The organism is Chryseobacterium sp. AG363, assembly GCF_003610675.1.
GTDB lineage: Bacteria > Bacteroidota > Bacteroidia > Flavobacteriales > Weeksellaceae > Chryseobacterium > Chryseobacterium cucumeris.
Genome location: NZ_RAQF01000005.1, coordinates 357,651 through 378,454 on the forward strand (window position 1 = coordinate 357,651; position 20,804 = coordinate 378,454).

The 20,804-nt window shown below is 37.2% G+C and carries 16 protein-coding genes; 6 read left to right on the plus strand and 10 right to left on the minus strand.

Annotation, left to right across the window (positions count from 1 at the left end):
* From DEU39_RS20030 to DEU39_RS20040, 3 genes are all read left to right on the plus strand, one after another.
* Entirely contained in the window at positions 1-492 is a 492-nt protein-coding gene (locus DEU39_RS20030) for a hypothetical protein (protein WP_147367630.1), read from the plus strand.
* 144 nt (positions 493-636) lie between these two features.
* Complete coding sequence (prfB, locus tag DEU39_RS20035) at positions 637-1,749, plus strand: peptide chain release factor 2 (protein WP_062671212.1); 1,113 nt, start codon at positions 637-639, stop codon at positions 1,747-1,749.
* 86 nt (positions 1,750-1,835) lie between these two features.
* The gene (locus DEU39_RS20040) at positions 1,836-2,534 is read left to right on the plus strand and encodes a DedA family protein (RefSeq protein ID WP_062671210.1); all 699 of its coding nucleotides are present in this window, start codon (positions 1,836-1,838) and stop codon (positions 2,532-2,534) included.
* A gap of 278 nt (positions 2,535-2,812) precedes the next feature.
* Here the strand turns inward: DEU39_RS20040 and DEU39_RS20045 are convergent, their stop codons facing one another.
* From DEU39_RS20045 to DEU39_RS20055, 3 genes are read right to left on the minus strand one after another with little or no spacing between them, the layout of a single operon-like run.
* Positions 2,813-3,682 (minus strand): alpha/beta hydrolase, encoded by an 870-nt coding sequence (locus tag DEU39_RS20045; protein WP_120233137.1) that lies wholly within the window; start codon positions 3,680-3,682, stop codon positions 2,813-2,815.
* 50 nt (positions 3,683-3,732) lie between these two features.
* The gene (locus DEU39_RS20050) at positions 3,733-5,124 is read right to left on the minus strand and encodes a serine hydrolase (RefSeq protein WP_120233138.1); all 1,392 of its coding nucleotides are present in this window, start codon (positions 5,122-5,124) and stop codon (positions 3,733-3,735) included.
* A gap of 28 nt (positions 5,125-5,152) precedes the next feature.
* Positions 5,153-5,635, minus strand: coding sequence for a tetratricopeptide repeat protein (locus tag DEU39_RS20055; protein WP_183037452.1), 483 nt, complete (start codon positions 5,633-5,635; stop codon positions 5,153-5,155).
* Between the two features lie 155 nt (positions 5,636-5,790).
* Here DEU39_RS20055 and DEU39_RS20060 point away from each other — a divergent pair, with 155 nt between their 5' ends.
* A complete protein-coding gene (locus tag DEU39_RS20060; RefSeq protein ID WP_062671202.1) occupies positions 5,791-6,675 on the plus strand; it encodes a DUF808 family protein in 885 nt (294 codons plus the stop codon).
* 138 nt (positions 6,676-6,813) lie between these two features.
* On the opposite strand, the gene dnaJ is transcribed toward DEU39_RS20060, so the two are convergent.
* The 5 genes from dnaJ to proS all read right to left on the minus strand — a co-directional run bounded on the left by dnaJ (position 6,814) and on the right by proS (position 13,370).
* Positions 6,814-7,932: a molecular chaperone DnaJ gene (gene dnaJ / locus DEU39_RS20065; protein WP_062671200.1), complete on the minus strand. Its 1,119-nt coding sequence runs from the start codon at positions 7,930-7,932 to the stop codon at positions 6,814-6,816.
* 101 nt (positions 7,933-8,033) lie between these two features.
* A complete protein-coding gene (locus DEU39_RS20070) occupies positions 8,034-8,573 on the minus strand; it encodes a nucleotide exchange factor GrpE (protein ID WP_394360850.1) in 540 nt (179 codons plus the stop codon).
* Between the two features lie 429 nt (positions 8,574-9,002).
* A complete protein-coding gene (locus tag DEU39_RS20075; RefSeq protein ID WP_120233139.1) occupies positions 9,003-10,337 on the minus strand; it encodes an Nramp family divalent metal transporter in 1,335 nt (444 codons plus the stop codon).
* A gap of 113 nt (positions 10,338-10,450) precedes the next feature.
* Entirely contained in the window at positions 10,451-11,776 is a 1,326-nt protein-coding gene (locus DEU39_RS20080) for an OmpA family protein (RefSeq protein ID WP_120233140.1), read from the minus strand.
* Positions 11,777-11,894: 118 nt separating this feature from the next.
* Positions 11,895-13,370, minus strand: a complete 1,476-nt coding sequence (gene proS / locus DEU39_RS20085; protein ID WP_120233188.1) for a proline--tRNA ligase — start codon at positions 13,368-13,370, stop codon at positions 11,895-11,897.
* A 144-nt stretch (positions 13,371-13,514) separates the two neighbouring features.
* Here proS and DEU39_RS20090 point away from each other — a divergent pair, with 144 nt between their 5' ends.
* Positions 13,515-14,612 carry a prolyl-tRNA synthetase gene (locus DEU39_RS20090; protein WP_120233141.1) on the plus strand — a complete coding sequence of 366 codons (1,098 nt, stop codon included), beginning with the start codon at positions 13,515-13,517 and terminating at the stop codon, positions 14,610-14,612.
* A 54-nt stretch (positions 14,613-14,666) separates the two neighbouring features.
* Complete coding sequence (locus DEU39_RS20095; protein ID WP_228436857.1) at positions 14,667-16,052, plus strand: OmpP1/FadL family transporter; 1,386 nt, start codon at positions 14,667-14,669, stop codon at positions 16,050-16,052.
* 101 nt (positions 16,053-16,153) lie between these two features.
* On the opposite strand, the gene DEU39_RS20100 is transcribed toward DEU39_RS20095, so the two are convergent.
* Both DEU39_RS20100 and DEU39_RS20105 read right to left on the minus strand, forming a co-directional pair.
* Positions 16,154-17,806 (minus strand): RagB/SusD family nutrient uptake outer membrane protein, encoded by a 1,653-nt coding sequence (locus DEU39_RS20100; RefSeq protein WP_120233143.1) that lies wholly within the window; start codon positions 17,804-17,806, stop codon positions 16,154-16,156.
* 10 nt (positions 17,807-17,816) lie between these two features.
* Positions 17,817-20,555 (minus strand): SusC/RagA family TonB-linked outer membrane protein, encoded by a 2,739-nt coding sequence (locus tag DEU39_RS20105; RefSeq protein ID WP_120233144.1) that lies wholly within the window; start codon positions 20,553-20,555, stop codon positions 17,817-17,819.
* Positions 20,556-20,804 lie beyond the last annotated feature (249 nt).

Consider the following 20,804-nt stretch of genomic DNA (forward strand, 5'->3'; position numbering starts at 1 on the left):
ATGAAATACTTACCCTTTGAACGTATTATTTACAAAACAAATTTGTCTGAAAAGGAAGTTTTAACAAGACTTTCTGGTTTTGTAGAACCTAAAAAATTTGGTTTGGGGAAAAATTATATCAAAGAATATGAAGGATCTATCTATAATAATAGCTTTGAAATAAGCAGAGTGATACAATACAGAAACTCTTTTCTTCCTCAGATCAACGGTAAAATTCAAAATGAAAATAATGGAACCCAAATACAGGTGACCATGTCATTACATGCTTTTGTCTTCTTTTTCTTAATAGTCTGGTGCTCATTTGCCCTGATTTTCTTCATAGGTGTCTCTATAAAAACTATAAGGGAAAAAGAAATATCAGTAGAACTTTTTCTTCCTCTGGGTATGCTCTTGTTTGTCTACGCTTTAACTATGGCAGGGTTCAAATCGGAAAGTAAACAAGCAAAAGAATATCTTAGAAGAAGCTTTGACGCTGAAATTATCAAGGAATAGTTCTCCTAAATCAGATCCTGAACCTCTATTAAATTTCCAAAAAAATCAAGTATTCGAAAAACTCGAATCCCGAACCCCGAAAACTAAAACCCCGAACCTCTCCACTCTAAAAGAATTCCTTATTTTTGCAAAAAAGAAACATTCGTGATTAACAACGACCAGATAAAAGAAGTTCAATCCAGAATTGAAGACTTACACAGATACCTTCAGATTGAAAAAAAGAAGATTGAAATAGCCAATGATGATGAAAAAACTGCGGCACCCGAATTTTGGGATAATCCAAAAACTGCTGAAGCATTTCTAAAACAGCTTCGTTCCAAGAAAAAATGGGTAGAAAGCTATGACGAAATTCAGACACAGTTTGAAGATTTACAGGTTTTGGCTGATTTTGCTAAAGAAGATCCGGATTCTGAAAAAGAACTGGATGAGACTTTCCCGCAATTGGTGGAAAAAATTGAGGACCTGGAATTCAAAAATATGCTTTCCAATGAAGGGGACGAACTTTCTGCAGTACTTCAGATTACAGCAGGAGCAGGAGGAACAGAAAGTTGTGACTGGGCAGCTATGCTGATGAGAATGTATACCATGTGGGCAGAAAAACAAGGCTATAAAATCCGTGAACTTAACTTCCAGGAAGGAGATGTAGCAGGTGTGAAGACTGTTACCCTTGAAATTGAAGGCGAATTTGCTTTTGGATATTTAAGAGGTGAAAACGGAGTACACCGTTTGGTAAGGATTTCTCCTTTTGACAGTAATGCGAAACGCCATACCAGTTTTGTTTCGGTATATGTTTATCCTTTGGTGGATGATACCATTGAAATCAACATCAATCCTGCCGATATCAGCTTTGAAACCATGAGAGCTTCCGGAGCCGGAGGACAGAACGTAAACAAGGTGGAAACGGCTGTACGTCTTCGCCACGCTCCTACAGGAATTATCATTGAAAACTCAGAATCCCGTTCTCAGCTTCAGAATAAAGAAAAGGCCATGCAGCTCCTTCGTTCAAGACTTTACGAAATGGAACTGGAAGAGCGTATGAAAGCCAGAAATGAGATTGAAGCCAATAAAATGAAGATTGAGTGGGGAAGCCAGATCAGAAACTACGTCATGCATCCATACAAACTGGTAAAAGATGTACGTTCCGGTCATGAAACTTCAGATGTGGATGCCGTAATGAACGGAAATATTACCCCATTCCTGAAAGCATTCTTAATGGCCGATGGAACGGCAGTTTCCGATGATGATCTGGACTTATAAAAATCATGTTTGAATTTTAGTTAAAATCTTATAATTAATTTTTGTTTCAGACATTTTAGACTTACTTTTGTTGTTCATCGATATTTATGGAAGATTTCAATAGCTGGAAGGATTTATTAAACCCGGAGTTTTATATAAAAATGGGAGGGTTTTGGCTGATTTTGTTTATTGTTTTTGCTGAAACAGGTCTTTTTGTAGGATTTTTTCTACCTGGAGATTCACTACTGTTCGTTTCGGGAATTTATGCTGTTGAAATCATCAAAGAGACTTTTGGCTCTACAGGGAGCGATTTCCTAGATACTACAATATTAGCTTCTGGTGTAGCTCTTGCTGCTGTTATTGGAAATGAAGTTGGATATTATTTCGGGAGAAAAGCAGGTCCTGCTTTATATAAAAGACCGGATTCAATGCTTTTTAAGAAGAAATACCTTTATCAGGCCCACGATTTCTTTGAAAAACATGGTGCATTAGCTGTTATTATGGCAAGATTCTTACCGGTTGTAAGAACTTTTACACCCATTGTGGCAGGTATTGTCAAAATGGATAAAAAAGAGTTTTTAAGAGATAATATTATTGGAGCTGTATTATGGTCATTCATTTTGATCTTTGCAGGGCATTATCTGGATAAACTTTTCATGGACCAGTTTGGAATCAATCTAAAACAGAAACTGGAATATATCATTATCGTCATTGTATTGGTAACGACACTTCCGGTCATCTTCAAGTTTGTTTTCGGAAAAAAAGAAGACCTTTCAAAAAAATATGAAGATCAGGACTTTGAATAGATAAAGAATTCAATCAAAAATATAGAGCCGTCTCAATTATGAGATGGCTTTTTTATTGCTTATCAATAAATTTTTTAAACGCAAAGATTAATTTGTATTGAGTATTATTTTGAGAGAGCAAAGGTAGGAATCAATGAAATTGATTCTTTCTAAGCGTATGGATATATATTCGTGAGCTTCATCAGTGACAAAGTCACGACTTCTTTGCTTTTTTACAATGATGTGTTGTAATTATTATCCTTTGCGTTTAATAATCAAAAAAATTCTGTTAGACACCTTTACTTTTTAATCCATTCCAGAATATTAGGATAGATAATGCTGTCTCTTTTTCTTTTACTGAAAAATCTGGGTGCATGCCCGGCTCCTTTCATAAAAATAAATTTGTGTGGAACGTTCATCTTGGTAAGCGCAGAGTCCATCGCAATTCCCTGGTGTTGATTTACCAGTACATCATTATTTCCCTGAAATAACATGGTAGGAACATCTGTAATATTAGCAATAGGGCTGGCTTCCTTAAAAGCTTCAGAAACGTTTTTCCGGTCAAACTTAGTCCCTACTACCTTTTGAAAAGTAGGAGAGGTATATTTTGAATAAAAAGATTTGAGATATTCAGAGCTGTAAAAATCTGTTGGTCCGCTTAAGGAGATTATTTTTTTTATTTGTTCAGGATGCTGGTAACCATAAAGTAAGGCTAGATGGCCACCGGCACTTTCTCCCAGAAGAATGTAATTGTTGGGTTGAAGCTCTGCTTTTTCTGCTAAAGAGTTGAATTTTTCAATGGCAAGCCCAATATCTTCAAGCTGTTGTTTATAAGTGATCTTTTCTTTGGTAGAAACAAACCTGTAATTCATATTGATACTCGGAATGTTGTTTTGAAAAAGCATTTTCTGAACCTGGATCATATGCTCTTTTTTACCCAAAGTCCAGGCGCCACCATGAACGATAAGTACAACAGGAGAATTTTCAGAATAATCTTTGGGAAGAAAAACATCCATTTGCTGTCTTTTATGTTCCCCATATTTCAGATTGTAAATCTTCTGTTGTCCGCCAGGACCTACCCAAACTCTGAATTTAGTATTACATGATTGCAGAAGGAAACCAACGCATCCCATGACGAAAAAATGATACCGGAGAATGAGTTTTTTCATTACTTAAATTTACGAAAAATTCTATTAATTATGAAGCAAACAAGGTCTAATTAAAGCTTTTCTGCTGTTTTTGATGACAATCCTTTTTTGATGGTAATAACTCCTTTTTCACCTTCTTTGAAAATGAAAGAAATCTCAGTGTCATCATCCTGAAGGAAAAATGCATCTTCTTTTTCAGCTGAAATTCTGACCTTAGGATCTTTATTGTTCTGCATAAAAAGCTGCCCGTTTTCGTAGAGAATATGGATAATGCTATCATCTGAAAGCTGGTAATCTCCAACATATTTTTTAAGAATATCAGCACTTAGTGTTACTTCTTTATTTGGTTGTGGAAGAGTGTAAGGCTGATGTAAAAGAGCCGCTAAAATAGTACTACCTGCTTTCTCCAGTTTTTTACTTGTGATATTGTTCAGAAGGATAATGCAGAGATCATCCTCCGGAAGCATCGCAAAATAACTTGTGGAACCCTCTATATTTCCGCCGTGATTAATGAGTTTTTTTCCGTAAAGATCATCAATAAACCAACCATAACCGTAGCCGCTCAAAAAAGGAGTGGTTGCTTTTTTAAATGCCTCTTTGGAAACAATTTTATAATCTCTCAATCCAATATAGTAATTGTACAGATCTTCAACGGTACTGTAGATTTGTCCTGCAGGACCGGTTAGTGTAGAATTCCAGACTTGTGTTTTTTCCTGTTTTGTGTTTGAAATATAAGAATAAGGAACGGTTTTGTACGGGCTTTTCAGTGCAAGGTAGTTAAAACCGGTGTGAGCCATCTTCAGAGGATTTAGGATGAATTTTCTTACAGCATCTTCATAAGAAAGTCCTGTTATCTTTTCAATGATAAGTCCCAATATGATATACCCTGAATTGGTATAAGAAAACTGAGTTCCGGGTTTAAAATCCAATGGTTCATTTTTAAAAAAAGAAAGTTCTTTATCTTTTGATATAGATTTTCCGGTGTGAAGAAGATTGAAATACTCTTTATTTCGCAATACTTCATAAATTCCGGAAGTGTGGGTAAGGAGATGTTCGATCGTAATTTCATTTCCTCTTGGATAATCGGGAATAAACTTTGAGACAGGATCTTTAAAAGAAAGTTTTCCTTCCTCGCTTAGCTTTACAATGACCAGAGCTGTGAAAGATTTGGTTAAAGAAGCAATCTGATACACACTTTTGTCCTGATTGGGGATCTTTTTTTCTGCATCCTGCCAGCCGTATGATCTTTCAATAATGTTTTTATTCTGATAATGGATCAAAGCAGTTCCATTAAATTTATTAATTGCTGCAAATGCTTTTATAATGTGGTCTATTTCTTCTTTCTTGCTTTCGTGATTAATAGTGTTGAGATGATTTTCCGTCTGAGCTTTCAGAGCAGAGTAGAATGCACTGAACAAACAACACATACATCCTAAAGCTAAAATATGAAATTGACGTTGCATAGGGATCAGATTTAAAAAACGGTTAAAATTACAGGTTTTCAGCGTAGCGGCTCAAAGAATTATTGTACCTGGGCAAATGTTTGGAAAGAGCTTTCAATATTAAAGACAGTGCTTCTTTGTATTCTTCTGCTGAAGAAAGGGACAGTGCTAAAAAAGAATCTACCGCATCATCCAGTTCATCAGAATAGTGGGCTTTTTCCTCCCTTAAAATATGGATACTTTCTTCTATTTTTCCATTATTTCTTAAGGTGCTTGCGAGCTGAATTCTTGCTCTTCTTCTTCGTAAGCCAGTTAATCCTTTTTCTAATGCTGATCTGTACAAAGGTTCTGCTTCCTTTTCATGCCCGGTGGAATCAAAAGCACAGGCTCTTTCAAAATCAGCAATAGCCTGGGAATCCTTTTCTGTAAGTAATTCTACATGATCTTTAATTTGCTCAATAAACTCTTCACTGTTTATGGTTCCAAGTTTTAGCCATATACTTTGTAATTGATTTTCCCAGTTTTTATTCATCCAATAGATTTTAAACAAAGATATAAAATATTGAAAGTGAAGGATTGTTGAAAGGTTCATATAATTTTCAAAATAATTGTTAGATTATGAATCCAAAAACGGAATTAAATAATTATTTTTGCTGAACTTAACAAAGATTAAAAAATTATTAAAATATGGCATCAGGCTTTTTTGCAATTTTGGATGATATTGCAGCATTGATGGATGATGTAGCGGTTACCAGTAAGGTTGCTACCCAAAAGACAGCAGGAATTTTAGGAGACGATCTGGCTGTAAATGCAGAAAAAGCCACTGGCTTTCTTTCCTCAAGGGAAATTCCCGTTTTATGGGCAATTACCAAAGGATCATTTATCAATAAACTGATTATTCTTCCTATCGTTTTTTTACTTAATTGGTTATATGCTCCGGCTATTAATTATGTATTGATCCTTGGAGGATTCTATCTGGCCTTTGAAGGCGTTGAAAAAGTAATAGAATTTCTTTTTCACCGTGACAAAAAGGGGCATGAAGTTATAGAGGAAATTGAAGAAGACGAAAAAAGTTCTGAAGAAATTGAAAAAGAGAAAGTAAAATCGGCAATTACAACTGATTTTATTTTATCCATCGAGATTGTTATTATTGCTTTAGGAACCGTATTGGAAGAAAGTCATCCTTTCATTACGCAGATTTTAGTAACAAGTCTGGTTGCATTTATTGCTACTGTTGGAGTGTATGGAATTGTAGCTTTGATCGTAAGAATGGATGATGCTGGGTTTAAATTAATAAAGAAAAGTAAGGATAAAGGCTTTTTCGGAGGGCTTGGACATCTATTAGTGAAGGCTTTACCTATTGTTATTAAAATATTAGGAGTCGTAGGAACAATTGCTTTAATAATGGTTGCTGGTGGAATTTTTCTGCATAGGATCGAATTTTTCCATGGCATATTACCAACCTGGCCGGATGTTTTGAAAGAGCTTACACTTGGAGTTGCTGGCGGATTGGCAGCGGTTGCTGTCTTCACTTTAGGAAAAGGAATCTATTCCCTGGCAACAAAAAAATAAAACAGAATTAGAATTAAATAACCAAAAAATCCTGTACTCGAGAGAGTGCAGGATTTTTTATGATTAGATTTAAACTTTGAATATAAAACTTTGAACGTTAAACAAAAAAGAGACCTGTAAAAAGTCTCTTTTTCTATATTAATTGAATAAATCTTTTACTTTATCAAAAAAAGTTTTTTCTTTTCCGGATGGTTCTGCAACCATTTCTCCGCTGGACATCTGCTTTTCAAAGAATTCTTTCTGGTCCTTGGTAAGCTTCTGTGGAGTCCAGACATTGATGTGGATGAACATGTCTCCTTTACCATAGCTGTCGATACTTGGAAGCCCTTTTCCGGCTAATCTCAAGATTTTTCCGGATTGAGTTCCCGGATCAACGGTAATTTTTACTTTTCCGCCTACGGTAGGAATTTCTTTCTTCGTTCCTAAAGCAGCTTCAGCAAATGAAACATATAATTCCTGGTGAAGATTATCACCTTCTCTCTTGATAGTTTGATCTACTTCCTCTTCAATGATCACCAATAGATCTCCCGGAACACCTCCAAATGGAGCATCATTACCTTTTCCTCTTACATTAAGCTGGATACCGTCTCTTGCTCCTGCCGGAATGTTGATTGCGATTTCCTCTTCATCTTTGATAAGTCCCTGTGCATTGGCTCCTGCAGGAATTTTGTCAGCAACTTTTCCAATTCCCTGACAAGTACTACATGTAGTTTGAGTCTGCATTTGACCAAACATGGTATTCATTACTTTTAACTGAACACCGGAACCGTTACAGGTAGGACATGTTTTTGAAGTGGCACCTTCCGCCATCTTCATTTTCTTTACTTTGATGGTTTTCTGAGTACCATTTACCATTTCCTCAAGGTTCAGCTTGATTCTGATTCTTAAATTAGAACCCTTCACCTGCTGACGGCCTCCACCGCCACCACCGAATCCTCCGAAACCACCACCGAAAATATCTCCAAACTGGCTGAAAATATCTTCCATGTTCATTCCGCCTCCGAAGCCTCCGCCTCCGAAACCACCATTTCCACCCATTCCGGCATGTCCGAACTGGTCGTATCTTGCACGTTTCTGATCGTCGCTCAGAACTTCGTAAGCTTCAGCAGCTTCTTTAAATTTTTCTTCAGCCTCTTTATCTCCCGGATTTTTATCCGGGTGAAATTTGATGGCCATTTTACGGTATGCTTTCTTTATTTCGTCGGCCGATGCAGATTTGCTGATCTCAAGAACCTCGTAATAATCTCTTTTTGACATGACAACTTTATAATTGATTGTTGATAAATGATAAAAGATATTGTAAAGCTAATAAGTGAAACATTTATCAATTATCACTCACCATTTATCATTTATGAATTTTAATTTCCTGTTACTACTTTTGCAAAACGGATCACTTTATCATTTAAAGTATATCCTGTTTCAATAACGTCTACGATTTTTCCTTTCAAATCTTCCGATGGAGCAGGGATTTGAGTAATCGCTTCATGGAAATCAACATTAAAGCTGTCACCAGCCTTTACTTCCATTGTTTTTAGTCCTTTTTCGGTAAGTTTGTTCTTGAATTTCTGATAGATAAGTTCCACACCTTGCAGGTCAGCCGGATTTCCATTTTTAGCGATTTCTTTTAAAGCTCTTTCAAAATCATCCAAAACTCCTAACATTGAAACCATCATTTCCTGGTTGGCATACTGGAAGAATTCGATCTTCTCTTTGCTTGTTCTTTTTTTATAGTTTTCGAATTCAGCATACAATCTGATGTAACGGTCTTTCTCTTCTGCCAAAAGTTCCTCTGGAGAAGGAGTAACTGTCACATTGTCCTGAGACGTTGCGTCATTCTGAACATTGTTTTCTTCCTGATTATTGATGCTTTCTTCGTTAATATCCTGGTTTTCCATAATTCAATATTTATTTACTGATTGTTTGACAAAGAGCCTGCCAAATCTAAAATCTGGACATTAAGGCAGAAAAAGGGAGTAATGGCGAATCGTGAAGATGTCAATGCGCTTCGCTTGTGAATTTTGAGTAGTATAGGTTTAATAATTGACTTTGCAAAGCAAAAATTGACCATTAACCATTCACTAATCAATGGTGAAGATGTCAATGCGCTTCGCTTGTGAATTTTGAGTAGTATAGGTTTAATAATTGACTTTGCAAAGCAAAAATTGACCATTAACCATTCACTAATCAATGGTGAAGATGTCAATCCGCTTCGCTTGTGAATTTGTTGTAGGGTAGGATTAATAATTGACTTTGCGAAGCAAAAATTGACCATTGACTATTCACCAAAGAATGTCCAATAGTCAATTTTAAAACTATAGTTATATTTTCTATTCTCCCGTAAACGTCTGGTACAAAAGGTACAGATTTAGAACAATGATAATGATGGAAATTATCCATACACAGACTTTCAGGAATGGTTTATTGACAAATTCTCCCATTTTAGCTTTGTCATTGGTAAACATCACCAATGGAACAACTGCAAAACTAAGCTGCATGGAAAGAATTACCTGGCTTAAAACCAATAATTCAGTTGTTCCCTGTTCTCCGTAAAGAATGGCAACAATAAGTGCCGGAATTACAGCAATAAGTCTGGTGATCAATCGTCTCAGCCATGGTTTTAATCTGATATTCAGGAAGCCTTCCATGACGATCTGTCCGGCAAGAGTTCCAGTTAATGTTGAATTTTGCCCGGATGCTAATAAAGCAATGGCAAATGCAATACTGGCCATAGAAGCTCCCAGAATAGGAGTTAACATTTTATAGGCATCATGAATATCCGCCACATGTTCATTACCTGTAGTATGGAATGTAGCAGCAGCCAGAATAAGAATTGCTGCATTGATGAAAAATGCCAGCATTAATGAAACGGTACTGTCTATGGTGGCAAACTTTATGGCTTCTTTTTTTCCTTCGGTATCACGGGTATAATCTCTGGTCTGTACAATACTGCTGTGCAGATACAGATTGTGTGGCATTACGGTAGCTCCTAAAATCCCGATTGCTATATAAAGCATGGCAGGGTTCTGAATAATTTCCTTTTGCGGAACCAAACCTCCCAGAATCTCATTAAAAGCAGGCTGCGAAATGATGATTTCATATACAAAACAGGCTAGAATAATGAAGATAAGCCCTCCTACAATACTCTCTATCCATCGGAAACCTTTGGACTGAAGTAAAAGAATGATTAAAACGTCCACTGTTGTAATGACAATCCCCCAAGTCAGCGGGATATGGAATAACAGGTTTAATGCAATGGCTGAACCGATGACCTCAGCGAGATCACAGGCGGCAATGGCTATTTCACAGAATACCCAGAGAATAAAATTAGTGGTAGGATTGAAGTGGTCTCTACAGGCCTGAGCAAGATCTCTTTCTGCAACAACACCAAGTTTTACGGATAAGTGCTGTAAAACCATTGCAAAGATATTGGAAATAAGGATGACCGAAAGGAGTGTATAACCGAATTGAGCTCCCCCGGCAATATCTGTGGCCCAGTTTCCTGGATCCATGTAACCTACGGCAATCATCAGACCTGGTCCTGCAAATGCAAGATATTTCCTCCAGAAAGTTGCATTTTTAGGGACTTTGATTGATGAATAAACCTCTGATAAGGAATGGTTTGTTTTATCTTTTCGCCAAGCGTTTTTTATATTGAAATTCATAAATGTTAGAAATGGCTAACAAATTTAATTAAATAAATGTAAACAGAAAAATCATGGCATAAAAAAATCCCGGAAATTGCTTCCCGGGACCTAATTTTTATTGACTCTAAAGATTATTTTGCAAATCTTACAGCCATTTTTCTATCGGCAGCTCTTTCAGCATCAGAAGCTTTTGCATCTACTTTAGCAAATTTACTTCCATAGCCTTCAGCTTCTAAAACCTGAGTACCAACTCCTGCTTTTACTAAAGCAGCCTTGATGTATTCAGCTCTGGCTTTTGATAGTTTTACATTGTTGGCTTCGTTTCCGGTTTTGTCTGTATAACCTCCAATTTTGATTTTTGCATCAGGGAAAGCTTTAAGGATAGCCACTAAGTTATCCAATTGCCCTTGTGAACCTGCTTCAAGTTCAGTAGCACTTCCCATTTTGAAATTGACGTGATCGAAGTCATACCACTTATCTTTCAATGCTGCATCATCAGCTGCATTTTTGTAGTTTCCGGATTTCAGGAATGTAATCATCTGATCTTCCATTCCTCCTTTGTAACCTTTTAACATCACTCCATTAAGATCAATATCTTCATCTGTTTTAGCTGTTGCAGGAGCAGGTGTTGCTGTTGTAGCAGCAGTATCCGTAGTTGTGCTGGTTGCAGTAGAATCAGATGTTGTAGTAGTGGTTGTAGTGGTTTGTTTTTTCTCACACTGCTTCCATAAGAAATAAGCAGCAGCGATCAATAATAAAAGCGGAAGCAACCATTTCCAGATTGAACCTCCGCCTTGATTATTATTGTTATTATTTTCAAATCTTTCTCTTACTTCTCTTGCTCCTTCTGAAACATTTTCTCTTGCTGTAGCTACACCTTCAGCGATGTTATCTTTAGCAGTAGATGTTACTGAAGAAACCGTTTCTTTTGCCTGGCCAAACCAATTTTCAGCTCCTAATCCAAAGGAAGCCAAAGAAAGACCTGCAGGCAATAAAGAAGAAATAATGCCTTTCTGATCATGCAGTAAGCTGGAAATACCTGAAGCACCCAGATTATTGTCTGCTGCATATTTTCCAATAGTGCCTACTGTAGCTCCAGTCACCAGGTTTAACAAAGAACCTGCAGAGGTATTGCTGACACCTGAAAAACTGGCAATAGAATTAACTAATGCACCTACTTTATCTCCAAAAATAGAAGATAATAAGTTTGAAATAACAGGACTGCTCGACGAACCGCCTAATAAATTTCCTAAAATTCCACTTGAAGAGGCTTGTGTAATAGCATCCACAACGCCAGGTTTATCTGCATTATTGGCTAATCCACCTACTACAGCAGGTAATAATCCGCCAATTGCTTTAGAAATACCAGATTCACTTTCTCCAAACTGCGATGCAGCCTGTGAAACCAATGCGGGACCTAATTGTCCTTTAATTAAATCAATGACATTTAAAGACATAATAATAAATTTTTTTGATTAATGTTGAGATAAATTTAAACAAAAATCCGTCCAAATGTCACTTTTTTTTGAATATTTCTTTAAAAATTAATGATTTTTTTCTAAATCATTAAAATTTTTAATAAGCTTTTGCAAATAATACACGTCTCTTAGATGGTTTTCCTGAAATCAAAGAAATTCCTTCTTCTACGTCATTATCCAAAGGAATACATCTTATTGTAGCCTTCGTTTCATCCTTGATTTGTTCCTCTTCTTCAGCCGTTCCATCCCAGTGTGCATAAATAAATCCTCCCTTCTCTTCCAGAACTTTTTTGAATTCTTCATAAGTATCCACTTTCGTGATATTATTTTTTCTGAATTCAAATGCTTTATTATAAATATCCTGTTGAATCGTTTTCAATAAATCTTCGATATAAGAATCAATTCCTTCAATAGAACGAACTTCTTTAGTCAGATTATCTCTTCTCGCAATTTCTACAGACTTATTTTCAAGGTCTCTTGGTCCCATAGCGATTCTTACAGGAACTCCTTTCAATTCATATTCTGCAAATTTCCATCCTGGTTTGTTCTGAGTATCATTGTCAAACTTCACAGAAATTCCTTTTGCTCTCAGTTTAGCCTGAATATCTAAAGCCACTTTACTGATTTGTTCCAGTTGCTCTTCTCCTTTAAAGATAGGAACAATCACCACCTGAATCGGCGCAAGGGTAGGAGGCAATACCAATCCGAAATCATCAGAGTGCGTCATAATTAAAGCTCCCATCAGACGGGTAGATGTTCCCCATGATGTTGCCCATGCATGTTCGATTTTCCCTTCTTTGTTGGTGAATTTTACGTCAAATGCTTTTGCAAAATTCTGACCTAAGAAGTGAGATGTTCCAGCCTGTAAAGCTTTTCCATCCTGCATTAATGCTTCAATACAATAAGTCTCATCAGCTCCTGCAAATCTTTCAGAAGGCGTTTTTAACCCTTGAATTACAGGAATAGCCATAAAGTTTTCTGCAAAATCTGCATATACTTTATTCATCTTTTCTGCTTCTTCAATAGCTTCATCTTTTGTAGCGTGAGCGGTGTGCCCTTCCTGCCATAAGAATTCTGCTGTTCTCAGGAAAAGACGTGTTCTCATTTCCCAACGAACAACATTTGCCCATTGGTTGATTAGTATCGGTAAGTCTCTGTAAGACTGAATCCAGTTTTTATAGGTATTCCAGATAATTGCTTCTGAAGTAGGACGAACAATAAGTTCTTCTTCAAGTTTTGCATCCGGATCTACAATCAGTTTGGAAGGGTTGTCCGGATCGGTTTTTAACCTGTAGTGGGTAACAACAGCACATTCTTTTGCAAAACCTTCTGCATTTTTTTCCTCAGCCTCAAACAAGCTCTTGGGCACAAAAAGCGGGAAGTATGCGTTAACGTGACCTGTTTCTTTGAATTTTTTATCCATTTCATCACGCATTTTTTCCCAGATCGCATAGCCATACGGTTTGATCACCATACATCCACGCACGCCTGAGTTTTCAGCTAAATCAGCTTTTACAACCAGCTCATTATACCATTTGCTGTAATCTTCGCTTCTTGAGGTTAATTTTGCCATTATTTTTTTAAATTTTTTTAACTTTTGTACATTATTGTTATCTAAAAATAAAAATCTATTTTTGATAGATTTTTTTACCAGTATTTTGGTACATTTTTGGTACAGATTGCAAATATAATTTAAATTAAAAATTTTTACGTTATCATGAAAAGAAATATACATAAAAATTTGCTTGGTCTGCTAAGATCCAAAGTGATATTGGCTATATCGGGCGGATTATTACTTGTGTCTTGTGGTGCTCAGATGGGAGGGTATAGCGAGACAGACGGGGTGTATTACGACCCCAATAAGGATACGCTACCTGAAGGAGTTATCATCAATGATAGCGGAAACAGAGTAGGAGAATACTATGATTACTATCAGGATTCCAATGTAATTCAAAATGCACAGGCGAATTCCAGAGAGCAACAAAACAGATATAATGACTGGAGTGGTACCAACACCAATTGGAATTCCAACGCTACAGACTCGGATTGGGGACTTTATGCAGGTTCTCAGACCAACTATTATGACAACTCATGGGGATGGGGATCTCCTTGGGGATGGTATGGTGGTTACAGCCCGTATTGGGGTTGGGGTATGAACCGTGGCTGGGGGTGGGGTGCTAGTATGTCCTGGGGTTGGGGCGGATCATTCGGATGGGGCTGGGGAGGCTCTTACGGATGGGGAAGTCCATACTGGGGATACGGATATGGCGGATATTATGATCCATTCTGGGGCGGATACTACGGAAATCCCTACTGGGGTTACGGAGGTGGTTACTGGGGTGGTGGCTACTACAACAGACCTGTTTACAGAAGAAGTGGTATCAGTGGAGGTGGATTCCAGAATACAGGGGTAGCCAACGCAGTTTACAGAACGAATACAAATAATTCAGGTTTCAGAAACACTAATAATAATGGTGGTTTCAGAGATACCAACTCAAACGGAGGCTTCAGAAACAGTAATGGCGGTTTCAGAGATGGCAATTCCGGAGGTTTTAGAAACGGTAATTCCGGAGGTTTCAGAAATACACAGTCTAATGGTGGATTCCGTAACTCTGCGCCACAAACAAGACCTAATTACAATTATCAGCAACCACAACCAAGATATAACAATAATAACGGAGGCTTCAGATCTAATGATTCAGGAGGTTTCAGATCGAGTGGTGGCTTCAACTCCGGAGGAGGAGGCTTTAGAGGCGGTTCTTCAGGAGGTGGCGGAATGAGATCCGGCGGCGGAGGCAGAGGTGGCTTCAGATAATTTTTCAAATTAATAAACTATTAAAAAATAATGTTAAAAAAATCTTTAGTATTAATGAGTATTTCTGCTGCATTTTATGCACAGGCTCAGGATGTTTCTGTCATAAGAAATACGGTAGAGGTTTATTCAAGTACTCCTATGGTGGGATCAGCTAAGTTTAATGCGATGGCTGGAGCTAATGGTGCGCTAGGTGGTGATGCAAACTCTTTGCTTACGAACCCGGCAGGTTTAGGAGTAGCTATTTCAGGTGAGGTTTCAGGAACTTTATCTATTTTAGGAAATAAAAATAAAAGTACTTTAGGAGGATCTACAATAGATTATAGCAAAACCAGAGGAGACCTTGGGAATGCAGGAGGTGTAATTGCTTTTCCTTTGATGACAGAAACCGGATGGAAGTTTATCAACATTGGTATTAATTTTTCTAATCAGACTTTGGACAATGTAATCCAGTCACCAGGAAATAATAAGATCGTTTATGCTTTTGATAAGGATGATATTAGCAAGGATGCTGCATTAGCGGGGCATATGTATGAAAGATACGGTAACTTGTCAAAGATGAGTTTTGGAGTGGGTGCCAACTATAATCATAATTTATATTTAGGAGCAGGTTTCAACTTTTTCAATGCTTCATTGGATCAGTATGATACTTTGTTGTACCGAAACATTGCCAATGGTTCTACAGAAGCATTCAGTAAGCAGGATACTCCGTACTCAGAAAGATCTTCAGGTTTTTCTGCTTCATTAGGGGTGATTGGAAAGTTGAGTCCTAACTTCAGAGTCGGAGCCTCTCTTGAAACTCCTACATTCTGGACAATAGACAGAAATTATTATTTCTATAATGATCCTGTTTATGGAGACGATATTGGAGCTGAAAACAGAAAGTTCACTTCACCTCTTAAAGCAACGGTGAGTGCTGCGTTTGTAGCAAGTAAAAACTTCTCATTGAACGTAGACTATACTCTTGGACTTACAAAACCTGATTATAAAGTATATGGAGGTGCAGAAAGAGAATTAAATGATTTCTTCAAAGAAAACTACAAGAATCTTTCAGAAGTAAGAGTGGGAGCTGAGTACAGAGTACAGCAGTTCAGATTGAGAGGAGGTTACGCCTACCAGTCAACTCCTTTTGATGCCCTTACGATCAGCAGATTTAATGATGCAGGTACTGTAGGAGATCAATCGTACAGCAATATGATGCTAAGTGACAGAAATACCCTTTCTTTTGGTATCGGGTATGATTTCAAATCATTCTATGTAGATGCGTCTTATCAGAATATCTCATCTAAGTATACTAATCCTTTTATGAGAGGATATATGGATGGTAATTCTGATTCATCTTATTATTCTGCTAAAAATATCTTCGCAAGTGAAGCATATGCGGCAAGTGAGGTGAAAAACAACAGAAATAATTTCTTCCTTACGGTTGGATGGAAATTCTAAGTTAAGATATCAAAATATATAAAGAGAGGCTGCCCATATTTAGGACAGCCTCTTTTTTGTTGATTTGAAATTTTTGAATGCTGTTGATTTCCGTATCATTCTTAATCCGGATTCTGCACCAGATTTGGCTGGATCTGGATCTGCTGCTCGGGAATATATTCTACCACTCTATTATGGGTATAAGGTACTGTATAAAAAGCATTGCTTCCACTTAAATGAGTTCCGGGATATTGTCTGTCGAGATCCAGTTTGTTTCTGAAGACATCGTATCTTCTATGTCCTTCAAAAGCCATTTCCAACCTTCTTTCCTGTAGAACAACGTCCAGAATAGTCTGCCCTGCAGGGACTGAATTATATACAGGTATTCCTGCTCTTGTTCTGATAATGTTTATGTCTGCGAGTGCTGAAGCAGTATTTCCTTTTTTCGCATAGGCTTCGGCTCTGTTCATGTATATTTCTGCCAGTCTTATAACAACCGGAGACCACAGTTGCGGAACTCCCTCTTGTAAGGAACATTTTAAAACATAAAATTTAGGATATCCGTTTCTTTTATCCATATCATTATCTAAGTAAACATAAGTTTTTCCACCGTTTGCGTTAACAAAATAATAGTTTGTTTTATTGGGTGCTGCCTCAGATTGTACCTTATAATTGATATTATTCATGGTGAAGTAAGTATTTCCATTCTGCTGGAAAGTCTTTTGAAATTGATAACTGTAGGTGGTGGCACCGGATGAGTTGGTTCCTTTTTGTACCCAATATGCAACCGGAACCGCCGGACTGCTGTATTTGGGAGAAATAAACTTCAGCCTTGCATCCTGAGGATTCTGATTGATCAGATCAAGATAAGAGGAAGAAGCATACATTTCACCCCAGCCCACATTCTGTATGGTAGCATACATTGAGCCTATAGTATACCAGCCATCACTATAGTCTCCATCTTTATTGTATTTAAATGCAAAAATAGTTTCGGTATTGGATTCAGGAGTTTTGGTAGCATAAGCAGGCAATTCTGCTTTAGACAGAAGGGTATACTTCCCGGAATTGATGACTTTATCTGCATATTCAATCGCTTTATCATTATTTTCCATGTATAAGTAGACTCTGGAAAGTAAAGCCTGTGCTGCTTCTTTGGATGCATATATATTGTTTTTGTCCAGGGTCATCAGTTTTTCTGCTTTCAGAAGGTCGTTTACCACTTGATTGTATATCTCTCCTACAGTGGCTCTGGCAGGCAAATCGTTGACATCGTCAGATAGTTTTAAGGGTACTCCGGGATTACCTGTCCCCTGATTATAGGGTCTTCCAAATACATTGACCATAGAAAAGTATACATAAGCTCTTAAAAAATAATTTTCGCCTATGAGCTGATCTGTTTCTGTGTCTTTTCCTTCCGTAACCTTTGATATCACTCTGTTACATCCGATAATAGCTTTGTATCCCGAGTTCCAGATCGTATTGGTGCGGGCATTGTTTTTAATGCTTTTATAATTATAATAATAAAAAAATGAATCGGTGGTAGTTCCGCTGATATCAATATTATCACCACCATATTCACTGATCCTGTACAGGTTGTTGTAAAAACCACCGCCATCCGCATCTCCTTTAAGCAATGCATAATTTCCCAGCGTTATGGTTTTGAGTCCGGTTGCATCTGCAAGGATAACATCAGACTCCTTTGAATCATACGGTGAACGGTCTATGTTACATGCCGTTAATGATACTATGAGAATGGGAATAAGTATTTTTTTCATAATTATTTTTTTAAAAAGAAAAGTTTAAGCCTAAGGAAAATCTTCTCGGAATAGGGTAGATAGCTCCTGCATTGCCAGAATAAACGCTTTGATTATCTGCATTACCAACTTCAGGATCCACTCCGGAGAATTTGGTGATGGTAAATAAATTTTCACCCATAATATAAATATTCGCTGATTTTATTTTCATCTTTTCTGTTAGAGATGCAGGCAAATTATATCCTATTCTCAAGGATCTTAACTTGACAAAGCTGGCATCCTCAAGATACCGTGATGAAGGCTTATTTGTTAATGAATTATTGTTGTATACAGCAGCCGGATGGGTTGCGATATCTCCCGGCTTTTCCCATCTTGTCCATCCATCTTTTAAAACCATCTGGTTGTAATACGGATAGGCACCGTCTGAATCAAATAATTCTCTGTACGAGTTATATACTTGCCCACCCTGAGAGAAATAAAGATTTGCGGCAAGATAGAAATTTTTGATGTTCAGATTAGTACTTACAGAGCCGTAATAATCTGGTGTGGCAGCTCCTACCACTTGTACGGTAGCCAGGTTGTATTTTGAGGTCGCACTTCTGCTTCCATCCGGATTAATGATCTCCCATTGTGCTTCACCATTTTCCGGATTTACACCCAGCCACTTTCTCATATAGAAAGAGTTAACGTCATATCCTTGTATAGCTACATGATAATTGTCCAAGACCTGTGTGCCGTTATTACGGGTTGAAAGGACATTGTTTTTATAGGTGCTGATATTGAACCCCAGATCCCAGTTGATATCTTCTGAGCGGATAATGGAATAATTTACATTGAACTCCCAGCCTTTGTTTCTGACGTCACCGATATTCACATATTGTCTGTCAACTCCAGTCAATGATGGCAGAGGGACAAGCATCAGCAGGTTTTTTGTTTTATTATTAAAATAATCAATATTTAAAGTAAGTCTGTTATTAAATACCTTGATATCGGTACCGATATTATTCTGATAGATTGATTCCCAGGTTAACGCAGGGTTTCCGAGCTGATACCATGTTGCTCCTATTTGTCCATCATATTTTTCTGTAAGTCTATATAGGTCTTGCCATCCGTAATCCGGACTGGGTGTATTTCCCACAAGTCCTCTGCTTGCCCGTAATTTCCATTCGTTAACAGGTTTTATTTTGAAGAAATTTTCTTTATGGATATTCCATCCCACACTATACGCATAAAATAAGCCGTTTCTGTTGTTGGCACCGAATGCAGAAGACGATTCGCTTCTTAAAGACCCTTGGATAAAATATTTTTTATCATATACATATTCTGTGTTAAACAGGAATGCATTATAAGCGCGGTCAAACTTTCTTCCTGTTGGCTTTTGTCCTGTAGAAGCACCGGTATTAAAAATATCTGTACCGGGTACTACTCCATAAACACCAGCTCTTGATGACTTATAGAATCTGTCGGTATATTCATATGCAGCTAATGCGTTGATGTTATGATTTCCAAAATCTTTGTCAAATCTCAGCATCTGGTTGAAAAATTTGCTGATGTCTTTTTGATAGTTTTCTGTTAATTCCCCTTTATTACTTGTTCCACTGATCGATCTGGGATCGGTATAGTACATGTCATCATAGTTTTTGTAGGTAACATTGTTAGTGGTAATGAATTTAAGATAATCAGTAAATCTGACTTCAGCATCCAGATTTCCTATGAGATCCAGCTGATTACTTTTGCCATAGTTCCATTGAAGGTCATAAAGGTAACTGCTTTTATCCCTTCCGTACCAATCTGCGTAATCCTCATCCACCCGGATCAGATTTCCATTGGCATCTCTGGGATTGTCCCATGGCATATTAAGGTACATCTGATAAAGGGAAGCCTGAGTATCTTTTCCCGTGGTGTATGATAAGCTGACTTTGGGTTTCACTATCAACCAAGGCTTTATAGTCTGTTCATGATTGATTCTGAATGATAGCCTGTTGTATTCATCTCCTTTTATTGTTCCGGTTTCATTATAATAATTTCCTGAAATATAGGTTTTGGAATGGTCTGAGCCACCTCTGAAATCAATAGTGTAATTTTGTACAACTCCTGTTTGTGTACCGCCTTTCAGCCAGTTGTAGCCATCGTTTCTAAGGGTTTTAGGGATTTCAGGTGCTCCTTTTAATGAGGTGAAATAATCATACAACTGCGTTCCGTTCATAAGCTTGAAGCGCCCGTTGTTAAACACATTAAAAGAATTATTAAGAGATGCACTTAATATTCCTTTCCCTGAATTTCCTGATTTGGTAAACACCTGTACAATACCATTTGCTGCTTTAGAGCCATATAAGGCTGTTGAAGCGGCATCTTTTAAGATGTTGATGCTTTCTATCTGATTGGGATCCAGATTGGGAGCATAGGGCATTACTACGCCATCCACCACCCAAAGGGCAGAACTGGGACCATTGATAGTAGAAGTACCCCTGATTTTTACAGTGGCTACAGAACCTGCAGAACCTCCACCGGGTAAGATTTGAACTCCGGCGGCTTTTCCCTGCAGAAGACCGGATACGCTTGGGGTATTGGAGTCCTGAAGTTTTTTGTCAGAAATAACAGAAACGGCAGCTGTAAGGCTGGATCTTTTCTGTGCCTTGTAGCCGATAATTACAATGTCATCAATTTTTTTTTCTTCTAAAGAATCTGTTTTCTTTGTGGTCTGGGCTGCTATAAAACCTGTCATTAAAAAAAAACAGACTGATGTCGTTAATTTCTTTTGTTTTTTCATACAATTTTTAGATGATGGTAATGTCGCTAATGTACAAAAAACAATGTATAGGTGTTATATGTATGTTAAAAAATGTTAAAAATTGTGTTTTATTTTGTTTTAAAGTGTAAATATTTAATTTTTATTAATTCTTTCGTGTAAAATATTTTTAAAAAAACAAATTTTAACTGATGAGTCTAAAGAGGAATGAGTATAGATTAAGGATAATGATCATGAAAAACGTGGATCATTACTAGAAATATAATAAAA